This window comes from Paraburkholderia sp. GW821-FHT02A12 (assembly GCF_059422005.1).
Map to the genome: position 1 here is coordinate 2769517 of NZ_JBWKWA010000001.1, position 22004 is coordinate 2791520.

The 22004-nt window shown below is 62.2% G+C and carries 24 protein-coding genes; 8 read left to right on the forward strand and 16 right to left on the reverse strand.

From position 1 onward, the window contains the following. Positions 1 to 19: 19 nt before the first annotated feature. The 5 genes from AC07WT_RS12545 to AC07WT_RS12565 all read right to left on the reverse strand — a co-directional run bounded on the left by AC07WT_RS12545 (position 20) and on the right by AC07WT_RS12565 (position 5550). Complete coding sequence (locus AC07WT_RS12545) at positions 20 to 1084, reverse strand: metal transporter (protein ID WP_494947334.1); 1065 nt, start codon at positions 1082 to 1084, stop codon at positions 20 to 22. Continuing rightward, positions 1081 to 2472: a TolC family protein gene (locus tag AC07WT_RS12550; RefSeq protein ID WP_494947335.1), complete on the reverse strand. Its 1392-nt coding sequence runs from the start codon at positions 2470 to 2472 to the stop codon at positions 1081 to 1083. The genes AC07WT_RS12545 and AC07WT_RS12550 overlap by 4 nt, the downstream gene beginning before the upstream one ends. Before the next feature lie 90 nt (positions 2473 to 2562). After that, positions 2563 to 3864 (reverse strand): sensor histidine kinase, encoded by a 1302-nt coding sequence (locus tag AC07WT_RS12555; RefSeq protein WP_494947336.1) that lies wholly within the window; start codon positions 3862 to 3864, stop codon positions 2563 to 2565. Beyond that, a complete protein-coding gene (locus AC07WT_RS12560) occupies positions 3854 to 4543 on the reverse strand; it encodes a response regulator transcription factor (protein WP_494947337.1) in 690 nt (229 codons plus the stop codon). The genes AC07WT_RS12555 and AC07WT_RS12560 overlap by 11 nt, the downstream gene beginning before the upstream one ends. A gap of 110 nt (positions 4544 to 4653) precedes the next feature. Continuing rightward, a complete protein-coding gene (locus AC07WT_RS12565) occupies positions 4654 to 5550 on the reverse strand; it encodes an energy transducer TonB (protein ID WP_494947338.1) in 897 nt (298 codons plus the stop codon). A gap of 477 nt (positions 5551 to 6027) precedes the next feature. Here AC07WT_RS12565 and AC07WT_RS12570 point away from each other — a divergent pair, with 477 nt between their 5' ends. The 5 genes from AC07WT_RS12570 to AC07WT_RS12590 all read left to right on the forward strand — a co-directional run bounded on the left by AC07WT_RS12570 (position 6028) and on the right by AC07WT_RS12590 (position 9282). Further along, on the forward strand, positions 6028 to 6684 hold the full coding sequence (locus AC07WT_RS12570) for an NrsF family protein (protein ID WP_494947339.1): 657 nt from the start codon (positions 6028 to 6030) through the stop codon (positions 6682 to 6684). A gap of 118 nt (positions 6685 to 6802) precedes the next feature. After that, positions 6803 to 7123 carry a BufA1 family periplasmic bufferin-type metallophore gene (bufA1, locus tag AC07WT_RS12575; protein WP_494947340.1) on the forward strand — a complete coding sequence of 107 codons (321 nt, stop codon included), beginning with the start codon at positions 6803 to 6805 and terminating at the stop codon, positions 7121 to 7123. An 18-nt stretch (positions 7124 to 7141) separates the two neighbouring features. Then, positions 7142 to 8032, forward strand: a complete 891-nt coding sequence (bufB, locus tag AC07WT_RS12580) for an MNIO family bufferin maturase (protein WP_494947341.1) — start codon at positions 7142 to 7144, stop codon at positions 8030 to 8032. Next, positions 8016 to 8813, forward strand: a complete 798-nt coding sequence (locus tag AC07WT_RS12585; protein ID WP_494947342.1) for an HvfC/BufC family peptide modification chaperone — start codon at positions 8016 to 8018, stop codon at positions 8811 to 8813. Before bufB ends, AC07WT_RS12585 begins: the two co-directional genes overlap by 17 nt. Positions 8814 to 8817: 4 nt before the next feature. Then, positions 8818 to 9282 carry a DoxX family protein gene (locus AC07WT_RS12590; protein WP_494948426.1) on the forward strand — a complete coding sequence of 155 codons (465 nt, stop codon included), beginning with the start codon at positions 8818 to 8820 and terminating at the stop codon, positions 9280 to 9282. Positions 9283 to 9439: 157 nt separating this feature from the next. Here the strand turns inward: AC07WT_RS12590 and AC07WT_RS12595 are convergent, their stop codons facing one another. Then, positions 9440 to 9916 (reverse strand): DUF4148 domain-containing protein, encoded by a 477-nt coding sequence (locus AC07WT_RS12595; protein ID WP_494947343.1) that lies wholly within the window; start codon positions 9914 to 9916, stop codon positions 9440 to 9442. Between the two features lie 717 nt (positions 9917 to 10633). Here AC07WT_RS12595 and AC07WT_RS12600 point away from each other — a divergent pair. Beyond that, positions 10634 to 11506: a GNAT family N-acetyltransferase gene (locus AC07WT_RS12600; protein WP_494947344.1), complete on the forward strand. Its 873-nt coding sequence runs from the start codon at positions 10634 to 10636 to the stop codon at positions 11504 to 11506. Between the two features lie 80 nt (positions 11507 to 11586). Further along, positions 11587 to 12108, forward strand: a complete 522-nt coding sequence (locus AC07WT_RS12605) for an Lrp/AsnC family transcriptional regulator (protein WP_494947345.1) — start codon at positions 11587 to 11589, stop codon at positions 12106 to 12108. 108 nt (positions 12109 to 12216) lie between these two features. Here AC07WT_RS12605 and AC07WT_RS12610 read toward each other — a convergent pair whose 3' ends face one another. The 9 genes from AC07WT_RS12610 to AC07WT_RS12650 all read right to left on the reverse strand — a co-directional run bounded on the left by AC07WT_RS12610 (position 12217) and on the right by AC07WT_RS12650 (position 20207). Then, complete coding sequence (locus AC07WT_RS12610; protein WP_494948427.1) at positions 12217 to 13368, reverse strand: porin; 1152 nt, start codon at positions 13366 to 13368, stop codon at positions 12217 to 12219. 188 nt (positions 13369 to 13556) lie between these two features. After that, positions 13557 to 14762, reverse strand: a complete 1206-nt coding sequence (locus AC07WT_RS12615; protein WP_494947346.1) for an acetyltransferase domain-containing protein — start codon at positions 14760 to 14762, stop codon at positions 13557 to 13559. A 70-nt stretch (positions 14763 to 14832) separates the two neighbouring features. Next, positions 14833 to 15420: a transmembrane anchor protein gene (locus AC07WT_RS12620; RefSeq protein ID WP_494947347.1), complete on the reverse strand. Its 588-nt coding sequence runs from the start codon at positions 15418 to 15420 to the stop codon at positions 14833 to 14835. 1 nt (position 15421) lies between these two features. Beyond that, positions 15422 to 16153 (reverse strand): HupE/UreJ family protein, encoded by a 732-nt coding sequence (locus AC07WT_RS12625; protein ID WP_494947348.1) that lies wholly within the window; start codon positions 16151 to 16153, stop codon positions 15422 to 15424. A gap of 83 nt (positions 16154 to 16236) precedes the next feature. Continuing rightward, a complete protein-coding gene (locus AC07WT_RS12630; protein ID WP_494947349.1) occupies positions 16237 to 16617 on the reverse strand; it encodes a hypothetical protein in 381 nt (126 codons plus the stop codon). A 101-nt stretch (positions 16618 to 16718) separates the two neighbouring features. Next, entirely contained in the window at positions 16719 to 17495 is a 777-nt protein-coding gene (locus tag AC07WT_RS12635; protein WP_494947350.1) for a DUF4198 domain-containing protein, read from the reverse strand. 473 nt (positions 17496 to 17968) lie between these two features. Then, positions 17969 to 18136, reverse strand: coding sequence for a hypothetical protein (locus tag AC07WT_RS12640; RefSeq protein ID WP_494947351.1), 168 nt, complete (start codon positions 18134 to 18136; stop codon positions 17969 to 17971). Continuing rightward, positions 18133 to 19548 (reverse strand): sensor histidine kinase, encoded by a 1416-nt coding sequence (locus AC07WT_RS12645; protein WP_494947352.1) that lies wholly within the window; start codon positions 19546 to 19548, stop codon positions 18133 to 18135. The genes AC07WT_RS12640 and AC07WT_RS12645 overlap by 4 nt, the downstream gene beginning before the upstream one ends. Further along, positions 19545 to 20207, reverse strand: a complete 663-nt coding sequence (locus AC07WT_RS12650; RefSeq protein ID WP_494947353.1) for a response regulator — start codon at positions 20205 to 20207, stop codon at positions 19545 to 19547. The genes AC07WT_RS12645 and AC07WT_RS12650 overlap by 4 nt, the downstream gene beginning before the upstream one ends. Positions 20208 to 20378: 171 nt before the next feature. Between AC07WT_RS12650 and AC07WT_RS12655 the strand changes: the two genes are divergently transcribed. Then, the gene (locus tag AC07WT_RS12655; protein ID WP_494947354.1) at positions 20379 to 20990 is read left to right on the forward strand and encodes a DUF3562 domain-containing protein; all 612 of its coding nucleotides are present in this window, start codon (positions 20379 to 20381) and stop codon (positions 20988 to 20990) included. A 69-nt stretch (positions 20991 to 21059) separates the two neighbouring features. Here AC07WT_RS12655 and AC07WT_RS12660 read toward each other — a convergent pair whose 3' ends face one another. Then, on the reverse strand, positions 21060 to 21983 hold the full coding sequence (locus AC07WT_RS12660; protein ID WP_494947355.1) for an alkaline phosphatase family protein: 924 nt from the start codon (positions 21981 to 21983) through the stop codon (positions 21060 to 21062). Positions 21984 to 22004: the final 21 nt, after the last annotated feature.

Genomic DNA, 22004 nt, shown 5'->3' on the forward strand with positions numbered 1-22004 from the left:
CGGGAAACCGATCTGCGGATCAGTCGTCACATTCGGGCGGATCCTTGCACGCCGTCGCGATGCCCTGTGGCCGGAGTTCCTGGGAGAGCAGCAGCTGCGCGCCATGCATCACCACTTCATCGCCCGCGTGAAAACCATCGGTCACGACGAAACCCTGATCGCTGACAGAAGCATCCGGCACGTAACGTCGCGTGAAGCGATCGGGTGCGGTGCGCACGTAGACCCATAGCTGTCCGCCGTACCAGATCACGGCAGCTTCGGGAATCACGAGCGCGGACGCGCTCCGGCTCGACGCCGGCACATGCGCGTCCGTGTGCGTTCCCACGGGCAACGCGCGCCCGGCCGCGTAGAAATATGGGTTGCCCTGGACCGCCGGATCGCCTTGCGGCGAGGCAGAGAGTTTCTGTGCCGCGACCGGCTGGCCGTCCGGCGCGTCGACCTTGATGCGCTCGGGCGCAGCGCCGCTGTAGCCGGCGGGCAGCGTCACGCGCAATACAACCGCGCGGCCGGTGAGCAGGCGCTGGAACAGGTCCGAGGCCGGCGCCAGCGCGGCGCTGGCGAGCGCATCGCCGAACTGCTGCCGCATCGTCGCGTCCAGCCCGCTTTGCGCCGCTTCCGCCGACTGCAGCTTCGCCTGATCGCCCTGCATGGCCGCTCGCGCATCCTGCAGGCTCTTCTGCGAGACGTTGCGATCGTCTTCGAACAGCACGCGGTTGCGCTCGTATTGCGCGTGCGAATTGCCGGCCTGTGCGCGCAATGTGTCGTAGTCCGCCCGCGCGGCCGCGAGCCGGTTGCGCAGATCGAACAGAGGCTGCAGGTCGACCACCGTCGCGTATGCAGTGTTCTCAGGCTGGATGGCAACGACCGTGAGCGGCGCGACATCGATATGGCTGGCACGCTGCACGTCCGCGCCGACCACGACCACCGTTTCGCCGTTCTCCGTCTGCACGGACGGCTGGGCGACGGCCTGCGCAGGCGCGTCCGGCCTCGGTTGACTGGCAACGAGTGTCTGGTAGATGAACCAGCTGGCGCCGGCCGCCAGCAGCACGGAGACAACGGAAAGAATGACCAATGTGCGTTTCATCGGGGTATCTCTTGTTGGGTCACAGTGGGGTTGACGGCCTCCAACGCGAGCGGCCGCTGCATCGCGTCTTCGAGCGTGCCGGCTGCCTGCTGCGCGGCGATCACGGCGTCCAGATGAGCGATCTCGCTTGCCTCGTAGTCCGCCCTCGCTTGTGTGAAAGTCAGGCGGTCGCTGGTGCCGGCAGTGAAGCTGGCGGCCTGGCTGTCCAGTTGCTTTCGCGCGGTTGCCAGGCGTGCGACGGAGCGCTGCACGGCATCGAGGCTCGCCTGGTAATGGGCGAGTGCATGGTCAAGGTCGTTGAAAATCGTGTCCTGCAAGGCTGCAGTGCGTGCGGCCGCCTCCTTGCGTTTCGCCTCCGCCTGAGCGATGCCACCCTGGTTCTGGTCGAAGACCGGCAGCGTGATGCCGGCGAGGCCGAAGGCGATCTTGTGCGTGCCGGTGTCGTAGGTGTAGCCGGGGCCGAAATGAATGTCCGGATATTGCTTCGCGACCTCGAGCTGCAACGCCGATTCGGCGGCCGCGTACTCGGCAAGCGATGCCAACAGATCGGCGCGATGGAAAACCGCTTCGCGCTGCGCGTCAGCGGCGGGCGGCGCAGGTGGCGCGGTAACGAACGCCTCGCCATCGAACTGGATGTCCTTAAGCGCGGTTACCGGCACGCCAATTGCCGTCGCCAGTTGTGAACTCGCGTCCTGCGCGGCACTGCGTGCGGCGGCAAGATCGGCCTGTGCCTGGGTGGCTGCGAGCACCGCCGCATCGACGTCCGGTCCGGAGTTTTCGCCGACCGAACGGCGCTTCGTCACCATCGCGACGATCTGCTGCTGCGCGTCGGCTTTGCGCGCCAGGAACGCGGCGTGCTGCCGGGCCGCGTACAGCGAAATCAGCGCGTCACGCACCTGAGCGCGCACCTTCCAGGCCTCGTTGCCGATGGCGAGGCGCGCGGCTTCCGACAGGTGTGACGCCTGGTCGATCCGATAGCCGCGCTTGTGCGCGGTCTCGATCGGAATGTCGAGCGCGGGGCCGACGACCCATGGCGCACCCGGGCCCGGGTTGGGCGTTGCGTACTGGAACGGCAGTTGCAGGACCGGGTTCGGCATCGCGCCCGCGACATCGATGCCCGCTTTGGCGGTGCCCCATTGCGCACGGGCGATATCGAGGGCCGGGCTGTAGTAGTCAGCCGCGAGCGTGAGCATCTCGCGGTTCCAGCGCGGCAGAGGCCACGGATCGATATCGTGTCCCAGCTGCCGCGCGAGGTACGCGCGTAGTTCGGCGTCCGCAAGCGTACGCTCCTCGAAGCGTTGCGCGAGTTGCATCGGCGCGATGGGCTGCGGGTGGTAAGTCGCGCATCCCGTCAGCATCAGGCAGGCGAGCAGCAACGATCGGCGCATGGCGGCATCCAGGGTCTGTTGGCCATCTGTCGAGATGGCCACAGACGTGGATGCTACGCAAGCGGCTGTGAAGTTTTCGTCAAGAGGACGTCAGGTTCCTGTGAAGTCAGGAGAATTCTTGCCCGCGACCGGCAAACCGACCGACACGCAGCTGCCCTCGCCCGGTTTGCTGTCGAGCCGGACCGGCCACCCGTAGCGGTCGCAGATCTTCTTCACGATCGCCAGCCCGATGCCGAATCCTCGCCCACTCGTCTCCCCCGGACTGGCCTGATAGAACCGGTCGAACACCTGTGGCAGCGCGTGCGCCGGAATGCCGGGGCCAGTGTCCTCGATCCGCAACCAGCCGTCTGCGTATGAGAAGCACAGATGCCCATGCTCGGTGTGGCGTACGGCGTTGTCGATCACGTTTGAGAGCACGATCGCGAGTGCGGACCGGTTTGCTACGAGGTGAAGATCGCGATCCACATCAATGATCGCCTCAACACCCTTGTTCGCGAGACGCCCGGCGAACGGAGCGAGCGCAGTTTCGACCATGCGCGCCACGCTCACCGGTTCGGGGTCCTCTGCCGAATCCTCCCGCGCAAGCATCAGCAGCGCGTTGACCAGCTCGCGCATGCTGTCGGCGGCCCTGTCGATCTGCTTGAGCCGTGCGCGTGATTTCCCGCTGATCGTGGGATCCTGTTCGAGCAGCTCGCAGCTGGTCTTGATGGTGGTCAGCGGAGTGCGCAGTTCATGGCTGACGTTGCCGGTAAATTCTTTCTCGCGCTCGATCATCTCCGCCATACGCCGGTGATAGTCATTGAACGCCTCGACGAGCCCGACGAGCTCGGCTTCGTCGTATTTGCCCGGGTTGACCGGCGTCGATCCCCCGAGCCTGAGTGCTTTGACCTGCCGCGCGAGACCTGCGACCTGACGCACCAGCAGGCCCGACAGGCCAAACGAGAGCCAGATCGTCAGCAGCGCGAACACGCCGGTACCGGCCATCAGTGCGTTGATCACGTCCTTGAAACGCTGCTCGTAAGTGCTGAAGTTGTAGACCCGATACAGGCGGGTCGTGCCGAACGGCACGATCGCGACATGAATCTCCCGCTCATCGACGATGATCTCGTGAATGCCGTCGGGCAGATTCCTGGCCGATGCTGGCAGTGCGACCGGCGGGTGGTCCGCGGCCGACAGGTAGCCATTCAGGCGTGCATCGAAGGGTGGCAGCAGGGCCGGATTGGCGTGGTAGCCCTGCAGCACGTTGGTCATGTCGTCGTGGATCAGTGCGGCGATCAGTCTTTCTTCCTGCGCTTCAGCCAGCGTTTTGACGCCCAGTGCCTGGGCGACGAGCAGGATGATCGTCAGCGCGGAAAAGACGAGCGCGACCTTGAAGCGCAGGCTACGACGCATTGGCATCGCTTACGACGAACCGGTAGCCGAGGCCATGAACCGTCTCGATGAGGTATTTTTCGCCCGGTGCCGTCAAGGCGCGCCGCAGCGTATAGACGTGTGTGCGCAGCGTGTCGCTGCCCGGCAAATGCTCACCCCAGACTTCAGTTTCGAGCTCGGCGCGACCGAACACACGGTTCGGCGACTGCATCAGGATGCGCAGCAGCTGCAGGCACTTGGGCGGCATCTTGATCGGTCGACCGGCACGCTCGACGCTCAGAGTCTGCAGATCGAAGCGCACGTCCGCGCAGCAGAGGATCGCCTGCGTGACCTGCCCCCTGTAGCGTTTGATCAGCGCACTGAGACGTGCGCCGACCTCCTTGAGCGAGAACGGTTTGACCAGGTAATCGTCGGCGCCGTGCATGAAGCCTTCGAGCTTGTTGTCGAGTGTGTCTCGCGCGGTCAGCATCAGCACCGGCGTGTCCCGATGCGCCTCCTCGCGCAACTTTCGGCAGAGCGTCAGGCCGTCCATACCGGGCAGCGACAGGTCGAGCAGGATCGCATCCCAAGGCTGAGCCAGCGCGAACTGCAGACCTGCGTGGCCGCTCGCCGCGACGTCGACCTCATAGCCTGCGCCCTCCAGGTAGTCATAGAGGTTGGTCGCGATGCCCACGTCATCCTCGATAATCAGCACTTTCACCGTAGTCTTGCCAGAAATAAGCCGATGCGCGGGATTGTGCCACGTGCGCCTTGCATGCCGCTTGACGTCGTCACGGATCGGCTCATTGTGTGTGCCGATCTCAGCCCTCGTCAACCCCTGGCCTGAAACGTAATCAGAAACTTCGCCGGCGTCGTGCCATCGACGTCCCTTGGCATCGGATCGGATCTTTCCACAGCGGTGAGCGCTGCGCGGTCCCACTGCGGATCGCCGCTCGAGCGTCGCACCGTGGCACTGAGCAGCGCTCCGTCGGGTGCGCACGTGACAGCAATTACCGCAGACGGATTGCCCTCGATAGCGAACGGCGCAACGACGTTGGCGCGTACGCGACGTGCCACGATATCGGCGTAACCCGGCGATACCTCGGCGCCGGCATCTGTCCGCGGCGCCCCCGCCCGGGAAGCAGGCGTTGCGGCGAGGCTCTGCAACGCAGCCAACCGCGCTTCACGCTCCAGTTCCGCCGACCTGCCCGAGGGTGGTTCGATTTCCTGCACCACCGCCATGTGTGTCTGTCGCGCGCGGGCGGAGTGCGCGGTTAGCGACGCTTCGCCGTGTGCGCGGCGCGGCTTCGCAGTGCCGCTACGAGGCGGCTCGACAGCCGTGTGTTCGTCGCCGCCTCCGGGTCGCGCAGCCAGGGTCATGACAGGCGACGTGGGCGGGTGGTTCTCGATACGCGGTGCCGGCGCGGCAACCGGCGAGGCGGCGATCCGTCCGGTTGCCACCGCAATCGCCACACCCGCAGCGGCGGGAGTGTCCCGAGGCCAGTGCATCCCGGAGACCAGCAAAGCCAATAGCGCGGCATGCAGCGTCACCGACAGTCCGAAGGCTCGCCATGTGCCGGGCTCCCGCAGCGGCCCGGCACGATACCGGCCATACGGGCTGCCCGCGGCAATGCTGTCCGGGTCTTCCGCCTGAGCGCCGTGCAGATCAATGCGCGCCGTCTGGCGGCCGCATGGCGGGTTGATCTTCTGGCAAGACTTCGTGCTCATGGTGCGTTGGCACCGACCCGCGCTTCCGGTGTGAGCGGCCGTGAACCGGTGTCCCGTTTGTTGCTGATTCCAGTTTAGGCCGGTTATGGCGACAGGACACAATCTGTGGTCCCCGTGGGGTCTCGTGTATGAGGTTACTCCGTGCGACTGCTGACCCTGTTGCAACGTCGAACCGCTGACGGCGTGAGGCGACGGGCGCGCACGGGTCGACGCGAAACTTCCGTTGATACGCTCGATGTAACCTTTTCGGCCGAAGCAACGAATATTGAATACGAGTCTTCAGCAGACAGCGAAGCGCTGCGAAAAGCGATCGCGGAGCTTCCGCCGGGCCAGCGTCAGGCAATCGAGCTGCTCAAGCAGAAGCGATGTCCCTCAAGGAAGCATCTGCCGCGACCGGGATCAGCACCGCGGCGCTCAAAGTGGCGACGCATCGCGCGCTGAAGGCTCTGCGCGCCATGCTCGGCGCACCCAGGTGATATGGATACCCATGAACTCATTGCAGCCCTCGTCGCGGATCTCAAACCGGTCCGTCGGCTGCTGCCGCCCGTTTGGCGCCTGCTGGCATGGCTCGCAGCATCGGTCCCGGCCGCGGCAGTCGCGGTCGCCATGGCACGGACGCGCCCGGATCTCGCGGCGAAACTTGCGGAGCCGACCTACCTTGCCGAGCAAGTGGCCGCAGTCGTCACTGCGTTCGTGGCCGGGTGGGCCGCGCTTGTCGGATGCGTGCCCGGTGCGCCACGCTGGAAGTTGTGGGCACCGGGCATCCCGCTGATCTTCTGGATGCTGAGCCTCGGGCACCAGTGCTGGGACGAATGGGTGCGTTTTGGCGCAAGCGGAATGGCGTTTCGTGCCGACTGGATGTGCTTGCCGGGTATCGCCCTGACCGGAGCGATACCGGCGCTGGCTATCGTGATCGCGATCCGGCGCGGCGCCCGCCTGAACGCTGCGCCCGTGCTGTGGGGAAGCCTCGCTGCGGCGGCACTCGCCAACGTGGCACTGCGTTTGTTCCATGCCGAGGATGCGGCTTTGATGGTAATCATCTGGCAATTTGGCAGCGTTGCGCTTTTCACGACGATCCTCACCTCGTGCCAGCGTTTTCTGATACCTGCCCGAGGTGTGCATCGCCTGATCTGATCTGCGCTGCGGGCAACGACCGGATTCGTGCCTGTCCGGCATGTAACCTTTTTGCCGTGTCCGACGAAGTATTGGGTGTCGGTCTCGCGTCGAGGCCGTTCAGACCAGGAGACTTGCCATGAACAATCGACTTCTCGCCACCACCGCGCTGTCCACGGCTATGGGACTTGCGCTCGTCATGCAGGGCGTCGCGGCCAACGCACAGGCCATGAAGGACATGTCGAATGCACCGCCGATCGTGAAAGAAAACATGGACAAAATGATGAAGAACCATCTGGAAAAGTGTTACGGCATCAACGCGGTCGCCAAGAACGATTGTGCAGAAGGAGCCCACTCCTGCGCCGGACAGGCAACCCAGGCGCACGACACGAAATCGTTCGTGCTGTTGCCCGCGGGGGTCTGCGGCAAGATTGCGGGCGGGAACCTGAAGCCCGCGTGACCGGCCATGGACGCGGTCGTGAACCCTTCTGCCGTTCAGCGAACGGCAGGCCGTACCCCGATCCCGCCCTCGGCCGGGATCGGGCTGCGTTTCCCGCACCATCAGGTGTTCGTCGACATGCGTCCGCCGGTCGGATGGTTCGAGGTCCACACGGAGAACTACATGGGCGGCGGCACGCCGCTGCGCTATCTGGACGCATTGCGCCGCGACTATCCGGTGTCGCTGCACGGCGTCGGGCTGTCGCTTGGCAGCGCGGACGGACTGGACGCCGCCCATCTCGACCGGCTTGCGCGCGCCGTCGCGCGGATCGAGCCACACCTGATTTCGGAGCATCTTTCCTGGAGCGTCATCGGGCAAACGTATCTCGCAGATCTGTTGCCTTTGCCGATGACTGAGGAGGCGCTCAACATCGTCTGCCGTCACGTCGACCAGACCCAGGCGCGGTTGAGGCGGCAAATCCTCATCGAGAATCCGTCGACTTACCTGCAATTCGCGCATTCGACGATTCCCGAATGGGAGTTCCTGTCGAGCGTCGCGGCGCGTACCGGCTGCGGGATCCTGTGCGACGTCAACAACATTTACGTGAGCGCCCAGAATCACGGCTGGGATGCGTCGGCCTATCTGCGGGCATTGCCGTCGGCGGCGATTGGCGAGATACATCTGGCGGGCCACTCCGTGACGACGCTCGAGTCCGGCGCCACACTGCGGATCGACGACCATGGCTCGCGGGTCGCTCCGGCCGTCTGGGACCTCTATGAGGAAGCGCTGGCCCGCCTGGGTCCGGTTCCCACGTTAATCGAGTGGGACACCAACATCCCGCCGCTGGACGTACTGCTCGCCGAAGCCGCGCAAGCTGACCGGCATCTCTCGCATTGGCGGAACAGGAGCGACCATGCCATCCCTACGTGACCTGCAGGAAGCCGTACGACGCGCGATCGTCGATCACGATGACAGCGACGCCGTCGCGTCTATCGTGGCCGGCGACATCGCGCCGCAGGGGCGCCTGTCGGTCTACCGGAACACGTTTACGAGCACATTGGTCAGGGCACTGCGTCTCTCCTATCCGGCGGTCGACCGCCTCGTCGGCACGGCATTCTTCGATGCTGCGGCCCGTGAGTTCATTGCGCGGCAGCCGCCGCGCAGCAGCTACCTTGACGAGTTCGGCGGCGATTTTGCCAGCTTTCTGGGACAGTTTCCCCCGGCCGCCTCGGTGCCGTATCTTGCCGACGTGGGGCGTCTCGAATGGGCGGTAACCCGCGCCGTTCACGCTCCCGACGTACCCGCGTTGACAGTTACAACGCTGGATGCGGTCGAGCCCGCCGACCATGAGCGGATCTGTTTCACGCCACATCCGTCCGTCAGTCTCGTCAGCGCGCAGTTTCCCGCCGACGTGATCTGGCACGCCGTGCTGGATGACAACGATGCGGCGCTGGAGGCCGTTGACCCGTCAGCTGGTCCGGTCTGGCTCTTCGTGCAACGTGGCGAGTCCGGCGTCGAAGTTTCCCGACTGGATGAGGGGGTATGGAAATTTACTGACGCACTTTTCTCCGGGTGTCCGCTGGGGCGCGCGCTGGCGGGAACACCCGATATCAATGCGACGATCGCGCTGGCCGATCTGCTCGCCCGCGGGTGTTGCGCGGGGTTCAGCCTGAGCGTTTCCGGCGACGCCGCGCACGGACGGAAGGAGTGACATGATGCAACAGACCACATTACGGGCGAACGGGCCCATCGTGACGTTATGCAGGCATGCCGTTCACTGGCTGGATGGCATTCCCTACTCGTTGCTTGCCATCCCGCTAAGGCTCGCGCTCGCGAACGTGTTCTGGAGTTCGGCGATGGTCAAGCTTGCCAGCTGGGACACGGCCGTCGCATTGTTTCGCGATGAGTATCGACTGCCGCTCCTGCCACCGGAACTCGCGGCTTACATGGGCGTGTCCGTCGAACTCTCAACGCCCGTGCTGCTCGTGCTCGGCTTGCTGACGCGGCCGGCAGCCGCCGTCCTGCTGGGCATGACCACGATCATCGAAGTCTTCGTGTACCCGCAGGCGTGGCCCACCCACATCCAGTGGGCGGCTATGCTGCTTGTGCTGCTTGCCCGCGGACCGGGTCGATTCTCCCTCGACTGGCTGATCCGCCGACGCGCGTTTGGGGAAGTGTGATTCAGCTGAATAGACGAAAGTGCTGCTGATGCCGGAACCGTGGTTATCGTTGGCGGCGAAAGCGCGGGTACGCCAGTCTGACGGCTGACGCACCCGCAGATTCGGGCGCACGCGTGCGCTGCATTGCCCGAGGTCCTCAACGAATGCCCACCAACGATCAGCGCCCGAAAAAGACGTTGCATTGCGGACCATGACCGCACGGCGCACCGTACCCGTTACTCCGCCCGGTTTGTCCCGCACCTGCTGCCCCTGCCGGGCCACCGGACGCTGACGTTGCTGCAGGCACGCCTCCCATCGATTCATCGATCCCGGTAGCCGCGGCAGTCGCCTTCGACGCATCCTGAGTGTGTGGCGTGGATGCCGGAGCGGCCTGCGCTAATGCGGCGTGTCGCTGTTCGACAATTCGTTGGGCAGCCCAGAGATTATCCGGATAGTGATACCAGTCCCGAGGGTTGTAACCCGCAGCAACCAGCTCGGCCAGTTCCGCCTTGACCTGAACGCGGGTGGCCGGCGCCGAAGTTGCCGCATTGCCTTGAGCCCACGCGGGTGCGCAGAGTACGAATGCGCATAGCGCCAGCGCTGGTATGGCGAGGGGGGCGCGTAGCTGGGCGCCGCCAGGAAATGAATGTTTCATGGTAAGACTCCCGGTCATCTGCAAGATGACATGAGTGTGATCGGGGACGACAACGCGATTCCGATCGATCGGGCCGCGAATCGCGGTTTGAGGTGCAGAACGAAGAGCTTGCCGGTGATGAGCCGTTCGAACGAACATCGGTCTCCACGTGTTTCCTCACTTACTAATTCGTTCGGGCGCGGAAAAGGTTACAGACCCGGACCGCATGCCCGGTCGACGAAGGACTTCGGGTTCGTGCGGCAGCATCGAGGGCGCGGCAACCGCGTGGGCACCGCAGTGTTGACGGTTCCACCAGCCTTGAACCTTCGGGTTACATCACTCGGCAAGGTCTTCTAGCGTTTCTGATGTACGACGGTGCAGCCGCCACTTTCGCACCGTCTGCCGCATCCGTTTAAGCGCATCGCTACTCACTGCCGGCAGAAAACTGGTGAATCGCCGGTTGTGCTTACTCAGCGCCCCTGGGCCGGAACGTAAAACCCAGAAGCGTGAACTGCACATTCGGATAGGCTCCCGTGCGGTTGCTGTCCTTACAGTACACGACCTTCGATTCGTCTGGATGCATCTGAATCGCCGAGCCTATTTGCATCAGAACCCTTGCCTCGACCATAAAGAACCCATCGACCGTTTTGCTGGAAAAAAGGCAGAAAGATCGTCCTAGTCAGCTCCTTTACATGCTGTCAGAGTGGTGTCATGTGCATGTAGCCAAAGGAGCCGTGTGTGTCCCGCCTCGCAGAGAATCAAGCGATTTCAATCCGCCGGTTCACCCCCGACGACGTGGTTGCAGCTCACCTGCTATCGCGGGCAGTCAAGTGGAGACATCGAGTGGATGACTGGCGCTTCGTTGCGCGAGCGGGACACGGCTTCGTCGCGGAAGACGCCACGGGTATCGTCGGCACTGCGTTGTGCTGGAAGTATGGCCGCGGAGCCGGGTCGATTGGCATGGTGATCGTCTCCCCCGAGCGGCAACGGCAAGGCATCGGACGCAAGTTGATTGAAAAGGTCCTCGATGAACTGGGAGGACGCACTGCGCTGCTGCACGCCACCCCACCGGGCGAGCAGTTTTGTCGATCGCTCGGCTTCGCAGAAGTGGGCGCGGTCAGGCAGCATCAGGGCGCGGCGTTTCATCCCCCGCTTATCTCGTTGCCGCCTGGCGAACGCCTGCGACCTCTCGGAGGCAACGACGTTACGCGCATCATCGACCTGGCATCCCGCGCAAGCGGGCTCGATTGCAAGCCGGTTATGCCCGCGCTTTTGCGCGAGTCCGCTGGAATCGCGCTCGATCGCGAGGGCGAGCTGATCGGGTTCGCGCTATTCCGTCGCTTCGGCGACGGGTATGTGATCGGCCCGGTGGTCGCTCCCGCCTCAATCGATTCAAGCCGGGCAAAGGCGCTCATCAGTCACTGGCTATCGCTGAATGCGGGGATGTTCGTACGGGTCGATATTCCCGGAAACACCGGCCTCTCCGAATGGCTTGACGAACTCGGGTTGCCTCTCGTCGACGCTGTCGTGAAAATGTCACGCAATGGACCTCTTCTGTCTGATCCAAACGTTACGGAATTTGCTATCGGGAATCAGGCGCTCTGTCTGTGACTGCGGTTCGTCACGTGCGTTAAACACGGCGGTGTTGCGCTCGCATATTCTCACCATGGACGGCAAGCCAAACACATGCGATGAACATGGATTGCAAGCTAGATCGGACCGATTTGCGGATACTTTCGCAGTTGCAACGGCGAGGACGCATCACGAACCTCGAGCTTGCGGAGACCGTCGGCCTCTCACCGAGTCCATGTCTCATGCGCGTGAAACGGCTCGAGAAAGCAGGGTTCATCGTTGGTTATGGTGCGCAGGTTCAGCTCGAAAAGCTGGGAGACGTGCAGATCGTCTACACCAAAATCACCCTCGCCGATCACGGACTCAAGGACTTCGCGACTTTCTTGTCGGCAGTTATGCGTGTCGATGAAATCGTCGAATGCCATCTGGCGAGCGGCGGTTGCGACTACCTGTTGAAGTTCGTGACGCGTAGTGTGAGTCACTATCAAAGCGTCATAGAAGGTCTTCTCGAACGAGAGATCGGCATAGAAAAATTTTCCAGTTACGTGATTATCAAGTCACCGTTCATCAAGCGATACGACCCGCTTGAACCGCTTTTCGCGCCGGGCGAGCCACCAGGTGATCCATCGTCGGGAGCGTGAGTACCCGGCAGGCCTCGCAACAGCATGCCGCTTGTGCTTCGGGCGCCCGCCGTCCATCGCGAGTGACGGGAAGGCGAATACGGGACGCCGCCCGCACTCGCCGACAAATCAGAATCGATGTCTAAGACCGATGTTGACACGCGTCTGCGACGGCTTGCCAGCATCGATGTCCGTCGCGCCGATTACCGCCTGAGCGTTCCCTGCGCCGTTTTGTCCCGACGCGTGCGTATAGCTGACGATCGTATAAATGTCGGTCCGTTTGCTGAGCAGATAATCAGCACCTATGCTGACCTGGTGGTAGCGTGCCGCGGAATCGCCAGATGACTTCAGGAAGTTATAAGCGGTCTCCGCGAGCCAGGCGGGCGTCACTTTCCATACTGCGAACGCCGAAGTGTTCCGATAGATTTCGGTGCGCGAGAACTTCGATGCACCATCGGCCGAATAGCGCGAGTCGCTGTAGTACGCTCCCACCGTGAACGCAGAGAACGCGTATTGGGTCGCGACACGCCATACATCGATCGCTTTCGCGGAAGCATACGCCGCGTTGACCGAACTGTTGAACAGCGTATCCGATGATGCGGTACCGCGCGTCGATAAGGTGGGGTTGCCCCGGTCCATGTGCAGATAGCCGCCTGCGACCGTAAAGCCGCCCTGCCCGTAACTGAGCGCTGCGCTATACGTCTGGCCTGACACAACACTGCCGGCCACACCGCCGAATCCGTACATCAATTCGCCGGTCAGGCCGTACCAGTTGGGGCTCGCCCACTTTAACGCGTTGTTGAAGCGCGCGCTGCTGTCGGCGTTGTCGACGTCGCCCGGCGAAGTGAAGGTCTGTCCGAGATAGTTGTCACCCTGCGCCGGCTGAACGAGGTCCGTTAGCGGGTCATAGATGCGGCCCATCGTGAGCGCGCCGGCTTTCGAGCTCTTCAAGCCAACATAACTCTGACGCCCGAACAGCCGACCGCCCTGATTCATCTTGCCGGTGTTGAGATTAACCCCGTTCTCCAACTGGAAAATTGCGGACAACCCGCCGCCTAGCGGCTCAACTCCTTTGAGCCCCCAGCGCGACCCGGACAAGCTGCCGCTGATCAGGCCGACCTGGGTCGACTGGCCGCCGCTGTTGCGTGTATAAACGAAGCCGTTATCGGCAATGCCATACAACGTCACTGAGCTTTGCGCCAATGCGCTGGCGGCGACGCCGAAAGTTGCGATCGTTATCGCCCCTTTAATCGTGGTTCTTGCTGCACGCGACCTGTTCATCATGAACGTCCGGTAAAGAAAAGTGGATGAGGCGACCTGCGCACGAGGCGCGCGCCGACCGACCCGCCACCTGTCGTGGCGAGTCGAGCTGGAGATGCAAGAGAGGTCCGGAGACAACGGCTCCGAACCGGGTACCGAAAAGCGCTAGGCGCGTTGCATGCGAAGCCGGCGCCGAGTCTGGCGGACCTTCAAAGGTATTTCAGCCACCAGATATCCTTGCGGCGCTGCTTGAGTTTCGAGAACCAGCGCACCGGCAGGTACAGCGCGACCGCGAGGATCGCCCACCACAGCCAGATCCCCGCGAGGCTATCGAAGCCGTAGTACTGACCCTGGTTGGCTCCCCACACATGCAGCGCAATCAGGTAGAGGGCCTTCAGCACGTACAGGTGAAGCAGATAGAAGAACATCGGTGCGCCGCCAAGTACGGCGAGCATGCTTGAGATACGCTGGTCCTGAATCTTCTCGAAGCAGGCCAGCAAGACCAGCCCAAGTCCAAGCGTCGGCAGCAGAAACATCAACGACGGCGGATACTTCTTCGCGCTCATGAAGCTCATGAAAGTGCGCAGTGCATCGCCGGTATGCGCCCACGGCTTTTCGCCGTAGAAGTTCAGATAGCGAATCACGACGAAAGCGACCAGCACGCCCGCACCCACCTTCAGCAGCCGCGACGTGCGCTCGTTCGGATCGACCTGTTTGGCGAACCACGGGCCGATCGCATAGCCGAGCAGGATCACGCCGATCCACGGCAGAATCGGATACGTCGTGCGTGCCCGCGTAATGCCACCCAGGTCGATGAATACGCGTTGATGCAGGATCGACCACGGCACGAACAGAGGTGAATCAGGCCCAAGAGTGAATCCGTCGAGCAAATTGTGCCCGGCAATGATGACGATACCGATCGCAATCTGCCACTTGCGCGGCAAGTGCAGCAAAGCCGACAGCGCGATCATGCACAGCCCGATACACCAGATCACCTGCAGCCACAGCGTCTTGGGTGGAAATTCCGCGGTCCACGCGAAGCACACGAAAGTTAGCTCCAGCAACACCAGGAAGATACCTCGCTTCAACAGGAACGCGGAGGTTTCCTTCGGCGTATGCGACTGACCATACAGGTACGCGGACAGGCCGGTCAGGAAGATAAACACCGGCGCGCAGATTTCACTCACCATCCGCGTGAAAAACAGCTCCGGCGCTACGGTGAACGCATCCATCGGGTCGGTCACCTGACGATGCAGAAAAAACGTCTCCCGTACGTGATCGACAAGCATGCACAACATCACAAAGCCACGCAGTGCGTCGATAGCGATCATCCGCGTGCGTGACTGCACCGCCGGTGTCGCGACGGACCGTGCGGCCGCCGCCGCAGGGTTGGATAAACCCGAAGAGATAGTCATTTGATCACCCTTGTCTGAGATAGGGCATAGCGTTCAGGAAAGTGGCGGGCGCCTGCGGCCCGCCACCCGTTCAATGCCCGTCGGGGCGAAAGAGCTTTTCGTAGAAACCACTGGTCTTCACTTTGATCGTCACGGTTTCATCACCGCGATTGCGCCAGTACCAGCCATGCGTGCCGTCGAACGGCGCGGTGAACGACCCTTGCGCCGACGTCTGATCGACATCTTTCCAGTAGCTGGTGAAGGCCTTGCCCGCGTGCGGCCGTTCGCCGTGCATATCGACGTTGACCGGCCCGCCCGTTGCCGACCACCGGAAGATGTAGTGATCGCCCTTCTTCATCTGCGCCTTGATCTCGGCCCCCGCATTCGGTGGCAGGACGAGTTCCATCTCGTCGCTGCGATACGGCGTAGCCTGCGCAATTGACAGCCGGTTCGGAATCGGCAGATCGCCCGCTGTCTGCGCGGGCGCCACTCCTGAAACGGGCTCAGCGGTCGGACTCTTCATGCCCATCTTCGTCAGTCCGAGCACACCGCCGATTCCGGTGATATCGATGCCCCGCTCGGCAGGCAGAACGAACAGCGCGAGAATAACGAGGGCCGCGACCGCTGCGCCTGATGTGGCCTTCATCAGGCTTTGATTCGATACTTCGTATGTGCTCATGTCATGCCACCGTGGGAAAGAAATATCCGGAGAGCTGAAAGCCGACGAGCACGAAGCCCGCAGTCATCAGCACCGCGTTGGCGAGCAGCGCGTGGCGCCGAAAGCCTGGCGAACGACGCCAGTACGTCATCGCGATCAGGATCATGCTGAGTGCGATCAACTGGCCGATCTCGACGCCGACGTTGAACGCGATGATGTTCGGCACCATGCCGTCGCGCGAGATGGTCATCTCCTGGAGTTTCGTTGCTAGTCCGAAACCGTGAAAGAAACCGAACATCAGCACGGCGAGTCTCGGATTTGGCTCGAAACCGAGCGCCTTCTTGAAAGCACCGAGGTTATCGAGTGCCTTGTACACCACCGACAAACCGATCACCGCGTCGATCAGGTACGGATTCGCATGCACGTTCGCGACCACACCGAACAGCAAGGTCGTGCTGTGCCCGACAGCGAACAGCGTCACATAGCGGCCGACATCCTTGAGCCGGTAGAGAAAGAAGACCACGCCGAACAGAAACAGCAGATGGTCGTAGCCTGTGACCATGTGTTTTGCACCGAGGTAGATGTACGGAATGAGATTGATACCCGCACTTCCCTCGATGAACGACTTGTCGTCATCCGAGACGCCGTGTGCGTATGCGAGCGCCGTAGTGCCGGCGAGCAGCAGCAACATCAGCGGGCTGCCGTATGCGAGCCGGACTACCCAGGCGCGGCAGAGCTTGCAGATGCGATTCATCCGCTGTTCCTTTGCGAAAGACGTTAAAGAAAAGATGCGCACCGCCCGGCAGCCGATTTGTTGCCGTCAGAATGCGCGCGGCTTCACTGAACCTTGAACCGCGCGCTCACCTTGGTTGTACCGTCTGCCATCGTCAGCAACGCGGTGACGCGCGAGCCGGGCGGCACGTCAACATCCTTTGAACGAAGCTGGTTGCCGGAGACGGCGGCGATCGGCGTTTCCTTCTTCGTGCCGGTGGCGGATGTGACGGTCAGCACGCCCTTGATGTTGCGTGCGTCGACCGGAGCGTCATCGTCGGTGACGAACAGTTCGACGGTGCGGTTCTTCGCGACCATTTCGACGGCGACGAGCCCGGCGTCGTCCATGATTCCGCCATGCTGCGGAAGCGGAACGCCATGCGCGACAGCCTGGTTGACCGTGAATGCAGCAGCCGTGACAGCCAGGATACGAGCGAGGTAGTTCATCGATGCTCCTTGTCGGATATCGGTTGAGATCAGTGTGACGGTGTTCGCGTTTCGGAACGCGCCGCATACGAAGCAACCATGCGACGCCGTGCGGCGCTTTTTTACTTCGCGTTCAGACGTGCGATTTCTGACGCCGGGAGCGTGGACGGAGCGCGATGCATAGGCCCGGCGCCGGCTGCCTGGTAAAAGGAGAGCGTCGAACTGAAACTGCGGATCGCGTATTTCTCCGTGACGCCTTCGGTGTTCACCCGCTCGCCCGGGGTACGGTCGCGATACTCGATGCCGAGAACATAGGTGCCCTTCCAGGGCAACGGGAAGGACACCTTGCCTTCTCCGTCCGTGGTGCCGAGATAGTCCCAGCCCGACCACGACGACAGCGTCACCGGCTTGTTCGTCAGCGGTTCCTTCTGGTAGAACACCTGAAACTGCACGACATTGCCCTTGACCACGCCGGTCGGCACGATATCGAGTTCGAGTTCCGGCTGGCGCGCGCTGAAATCGCCGACCCAACGAGTAGCCGGGGTCCAGTAGGTATCCACGGTGCCACCCTCGTCGTGGACCTTGAAGATCGGATACTTATGATCCACCGCGACGAAGGAGTCGCCCCTACCCGGCTTCTCCGCTACCGAAAAGCTCGCCCGCTGCAGTTTCATATCCAGCGGCTTCGCGCCTGACTCCGAGATCGACTGGCCGGCGAGCGCCTTGAAGCGGTCCATGCCGCCCGGCGTGACTTCCAGCATGTTCTTGTCGAACTCGCCGTAATAGAACGTCATCGTCTTGTTAGGCGATTGCTCGAACCAGATCTGATGAGCGCTTGCGCCTGCGGCGCACAGCATCGACGCGGTGGCGAGAGCGAGAGTAGAGATGGCCAGCTTCATTGAAGTTTCTCCGTTGATCGATGGCGTACAAAGGACGGCTCGAACAATCCGGGCGACCTTCGTTACGCCAGTCTGCAATCCACGCCACGCAACTGATGGCGCTATCCGTTTGATGAGGGGGCGTCGTTCCTTTCAGGAAACCTCTACGACAACGACAGATGAATTACAGCACCAGCATTTTTCGAACAATTTCGAAACGTGCCCCCGTAGGTGCGTGGATATGTTGTTTTTGGTGTCCTGATTAGCGGAAAATTCTGTTGCACACTATGCGCGCGCGTTTTCCCGGATCTGGACAGGATTGCCCCGCGCATGTGCGCGACAGCCGCCGAAAAATGTTTATGAAAGACTGAGTCGAGCGCGGCGCACGGGTCTCGGCGTCATGGCAGCGCCGATGGGGAAAGATGAAAGGATCGTCCTAGCCTGAGCCGGAACGCAATGCGAGAGTAGGGGGAAGTACACCCACGTGCCTGTGGCTATATGAATTGCAGGGTCACTGCGGTGAGCAGAATATATCGGCCTGCTTTTGCGATCAGCACCAGCAGCATGAACCGCAGGAAAGGCGCCTCGTAGCCGTGACTATCCAGGTAGTCGCACAGGTTGGCCGCAATGTCTGCGTCGTCTTCGACAATGAGCACTTTCATGGCTGTTCAAGGTTGGGGGACGCCGGGATGTTCGCCCGGCCTGGCAACGGGTGGGGCGGCGCTGGAAAGCAAAGCCGGACTGTCAACCCCTTGCCATCAGGTCCCGTGTCAAGCGATACCGTGGCTCGATGTTGTTCGGCGATGCGCTTGACGATCGACAGTCCGAGGCCGCTGCCGGACGCAGGGTGGGCGCTGCCGCGGTAGAAGCGCTCCCAGACGTGCGCCCGATCGGCCTGTGGAATCCCCGGGCCGTTGTCGCTCACTTCGAGCACCGCAGTGCTGCAGTCCTGCCGCACCGAGACGTCGACACGCGCGTGCGCGCCGGCGTAGCGGATCGCATTGCCGACGAGGTTGTTGAGCAGGATGCGCAGGTTGTCCGCGTTACCCTCGACGATCACGGTTTCCGAACTGACCAGCCCCAGGTCGATCTGGTTTGCCTCGGCGATCCTCGCCCTGTCGGTCACGACCGACCGGCCGAGCGCCGACAGGTCCACGGTGCCGACCGACGCGACGTCAGTTTCCGGCGCGAGCCGCGCCAGTGTCAGCAACTGCTCGGCCAGGCGTGCGAGCCGCGTGGTGCCCGTCTGGATCTGCGTGAGGATGTTTTCCCGCTCATCGGCGCTCGTGGCCCGTTGCAGCAACTGTGCCTGGATGCTGAGTCCCATGATCGGCGTGCGCAGCTCGTGTGCGGCATCGGCGATGAAGTGCTTCTGCAGCGTAAACGAACGGTCAAGTCTCAGCAGCAGATCATTGAGCGCTTCGACCAGCGGCTTCACTTCGCCGGGCATCGCTGCCGTGTCGATCGGCTCCATGTTGTTCGCGTTGCGCCGCTTGAGTCCAGAAGCGATCTGCCGCAGCGGCCGCAGCCCGTAGTCGATGCCGAACCAGAGAAAGAGCGCGAGCAGCGGCAACAGCGACAGCACCGGCCAGAACAGGTGCACGGCAATGCCGGCGAGCGCTTCCCAGCGCGCCTGTCGTGCCTGCGCGACGCGGATCAGCGTATCGCCGCTCTGGCTGACGAACGTATGCCAGGTCTGGCCGTCTGCGACGATGTCGGCGAATCCGGGCTGCTGCGGGGGCGGTAACGGCGAGGCCGGATCGGTCGTGAACTGGACTGCCTGTCCGCGCCACACCTGGAGGAGCACACGATCGGCCTCGTCCCCCTTCGAGCGGCGCTTGCCGGCCACCGACAGTTTTCCGTCATCGTCGACTTTCACCTGTCGGGCGATCACACGCATCTGGTCATTCAGCAGGTCGTTAAGCTCATCCAGTGAGCCCCAGTACGTTCCCGCACTTGCCAGCACGCCGGCGAGGAACGTCGCCGGCAACAACCACAGCAGCAGGCGACGGCGCAGCGACGTCATGAACCAGCGCGTGAGACGCGTACGTAGTGCGGCCACACCCGCGGTCATGCCAGCTCCCCGATGCGATAACCGACGCCACGCACATTGCGGATCGCATCGGATCCGAGCTTCTTGCGCAGGTTATGGACATGAACCTGTACCGCGTTGCTTTCAACCTCCTCATTCCATCCATACAGGCGCTCCTCGAGCTGCTCGCGGGAGATGACCGCGCCGGGCTGCCGCATCAATTCGTGAAGCAGCGCGAACTCCCTGGGCGAGACCGGTACTTCGTCGTTGCGCAGCCACACCCGGTGCTGCACGGGATCAAGGCGCAGCGCGCCCACCGTAAGCACGGTTTGCGCGCGCCCCGCATGGCGGCGGTTCACCGCGCGGATCCGCGCGAGGAGTTCCTCAAGCGCGAACGGCTTCACCAGATAGTCGTCGGCACCGCCATCGAGTCCCGTGACCCGGTCAGGCAACCCATCCCGTGCGGTAATGATGATGACCGGTAAGGTGTCGTCGCGTTGCCGCAATCCTTTGAGCACCATCAGGCCACCCTGACTGGGTAACCCCAGATCGAGCAGCAGCAGTCCGTACGGCGTTGTGCGCAGTACGAGCGCGGCGGCATTGCCGTCCTGCACCCAGTCCACCGCGAATCCTTCCTGGCGCAGTCCGTGCTGCAACCCGTTGCCGATCAATGGATCGTCTTCGACGAGCAGTATTCGCATCTCATGATCCTGTCTCAATGCGCTTGCCATCTTCTCTGGCAAGTCGGCATGGTATCGGGCCGCACGTTAACGTTACGTTAACGCTTCGTTATCGAGCTTCGTTATCGAGGCCCCGCTACAGCGGCCGGCCTCACATTCACCCGTCTTCTCGGGCTTAAGTTTGGCTGCAATATGCTGTCCTCCGTCGCGGTCGTTGCGCCGCGGATTTTGTGTGCGAGAGGACCTCTAAATAAGACGATTATCGCCTGCCTGCTGGCCACCCCAGCTATTGGCGCCTATGCGCAATTTACTGAGCTATCAAACCAATTAGCATCAGCCCCCGCATACAAAACAGCCGGATTAGGTCGAACACCCTGGTCAATTTTCAGTCGGCATCACACCCTCTCAAACGGGTCAATTCCCGGTGGGTGTCAACAGCGCTCACGATGTCCTGCGACGTCGAGCACGCGCGCCGCATTCTTGCGTTGCACACGCGACTCCCATCATTTAATCTCAAAGTATTTAAGCCGGGGGAAAAGGGTACAAGGCGACGCGCCTTGTGGGACTGTTGACGCCTTTTTCGAGGCAACCGTGGCGCACTCCCCCCGTCCTGAGGTGATTCGCGAGATCGCCAGCCAAACCGGATTCCCGGAAGAATTTGTTGAGAGAGCCTACGAAGAAGCCCTTGAATACCTTAGCGTCGACGCTCGCATCAAGGACTATCTTCCCGTCCTGGCAAGAAAGAGAGTGCTTGATTACCTCACGTTACTGAGTCGCGCCGACACGGGCGATTCGTCTCGATAGTTGACTGTCGGCGCGTTAGCACGCGCAAGCGAGGACAGTCGTCTATCGCAACAGACCGAGGTTTCCACATTATCGGCTCGGCAGTGTAGTACGCACGGCCCCTGGGACGCTAGTCAGGGACGGCCCTGCCTCAGGCGCCTTGTTCCAAACCTCACTAATCGGAGCGGCTATCCTGCTGTTCCCAAGTCGCCGCAGCTGATACATATCAGTAATCATTGCCAGGACGCTGTAGTGATCGATTCGTTGATTGTAGATTCCGGGCTTGACCAGGGGACCGACAAAAATGGTCGGAATCCGGTTATCGGAGTGAGAGCCCTCGTCCCAGGTGATGATCAACAGGCCGTTATGGGTTTTGGCCCATCGGAGATACGGCTCGATATTCTTTCTCAGCCAGTCGTCGCCCTCCCGAATGGAGCCGCTGTGCATGTCGTGAATTTCGTTCGGAACCACGATGGAGACGGTCGGGAGCTGCTCGAGGTCGAAGCTTTCAAAAGGCAGGTTGGCTGATGCCGGGAGGTTCACGCCTTGCCAGTTCACCGCGGGGTTATGTTTGCGGGCGTAGCGTCCGTCCTCGCAGCCGGTATAACCGACGGTGGGCATCGATTCGGAGTAGATGGCGAAGCTGTGTCCCGCCTGCAGGAGTTCGGTGCCGAGATTATCCCCTGAGAAGGTGTGTGGGCAGGAGTCGTCGGCGACGCCCTGCGTAGAGCCCGAAAACAGGGCTAGGTAGTTCGGTTGACTTGGATGGGTGAGAGAAAACGATTGGGAAAAGATGGCGCCTTGGCGTACCAGCGAATTAATGTAGGGCGCATCCTCGCTCCCGATAATCTTCGAGTAGGGTTTGTTTTCTTCGATGACGATGACGATGTGATCCGGAAGCGGGAGAGCCCCCGCCCCGGTAGCTGCGCGTGCAGTTTGGTAGGCGGAAGCACCGAGCACCGCCACCAAAGCGAGCCATCGCCAGATTTCAAAGGTTTGCCGAATGATTCCCATGCTATACCCGCGATATCGTGA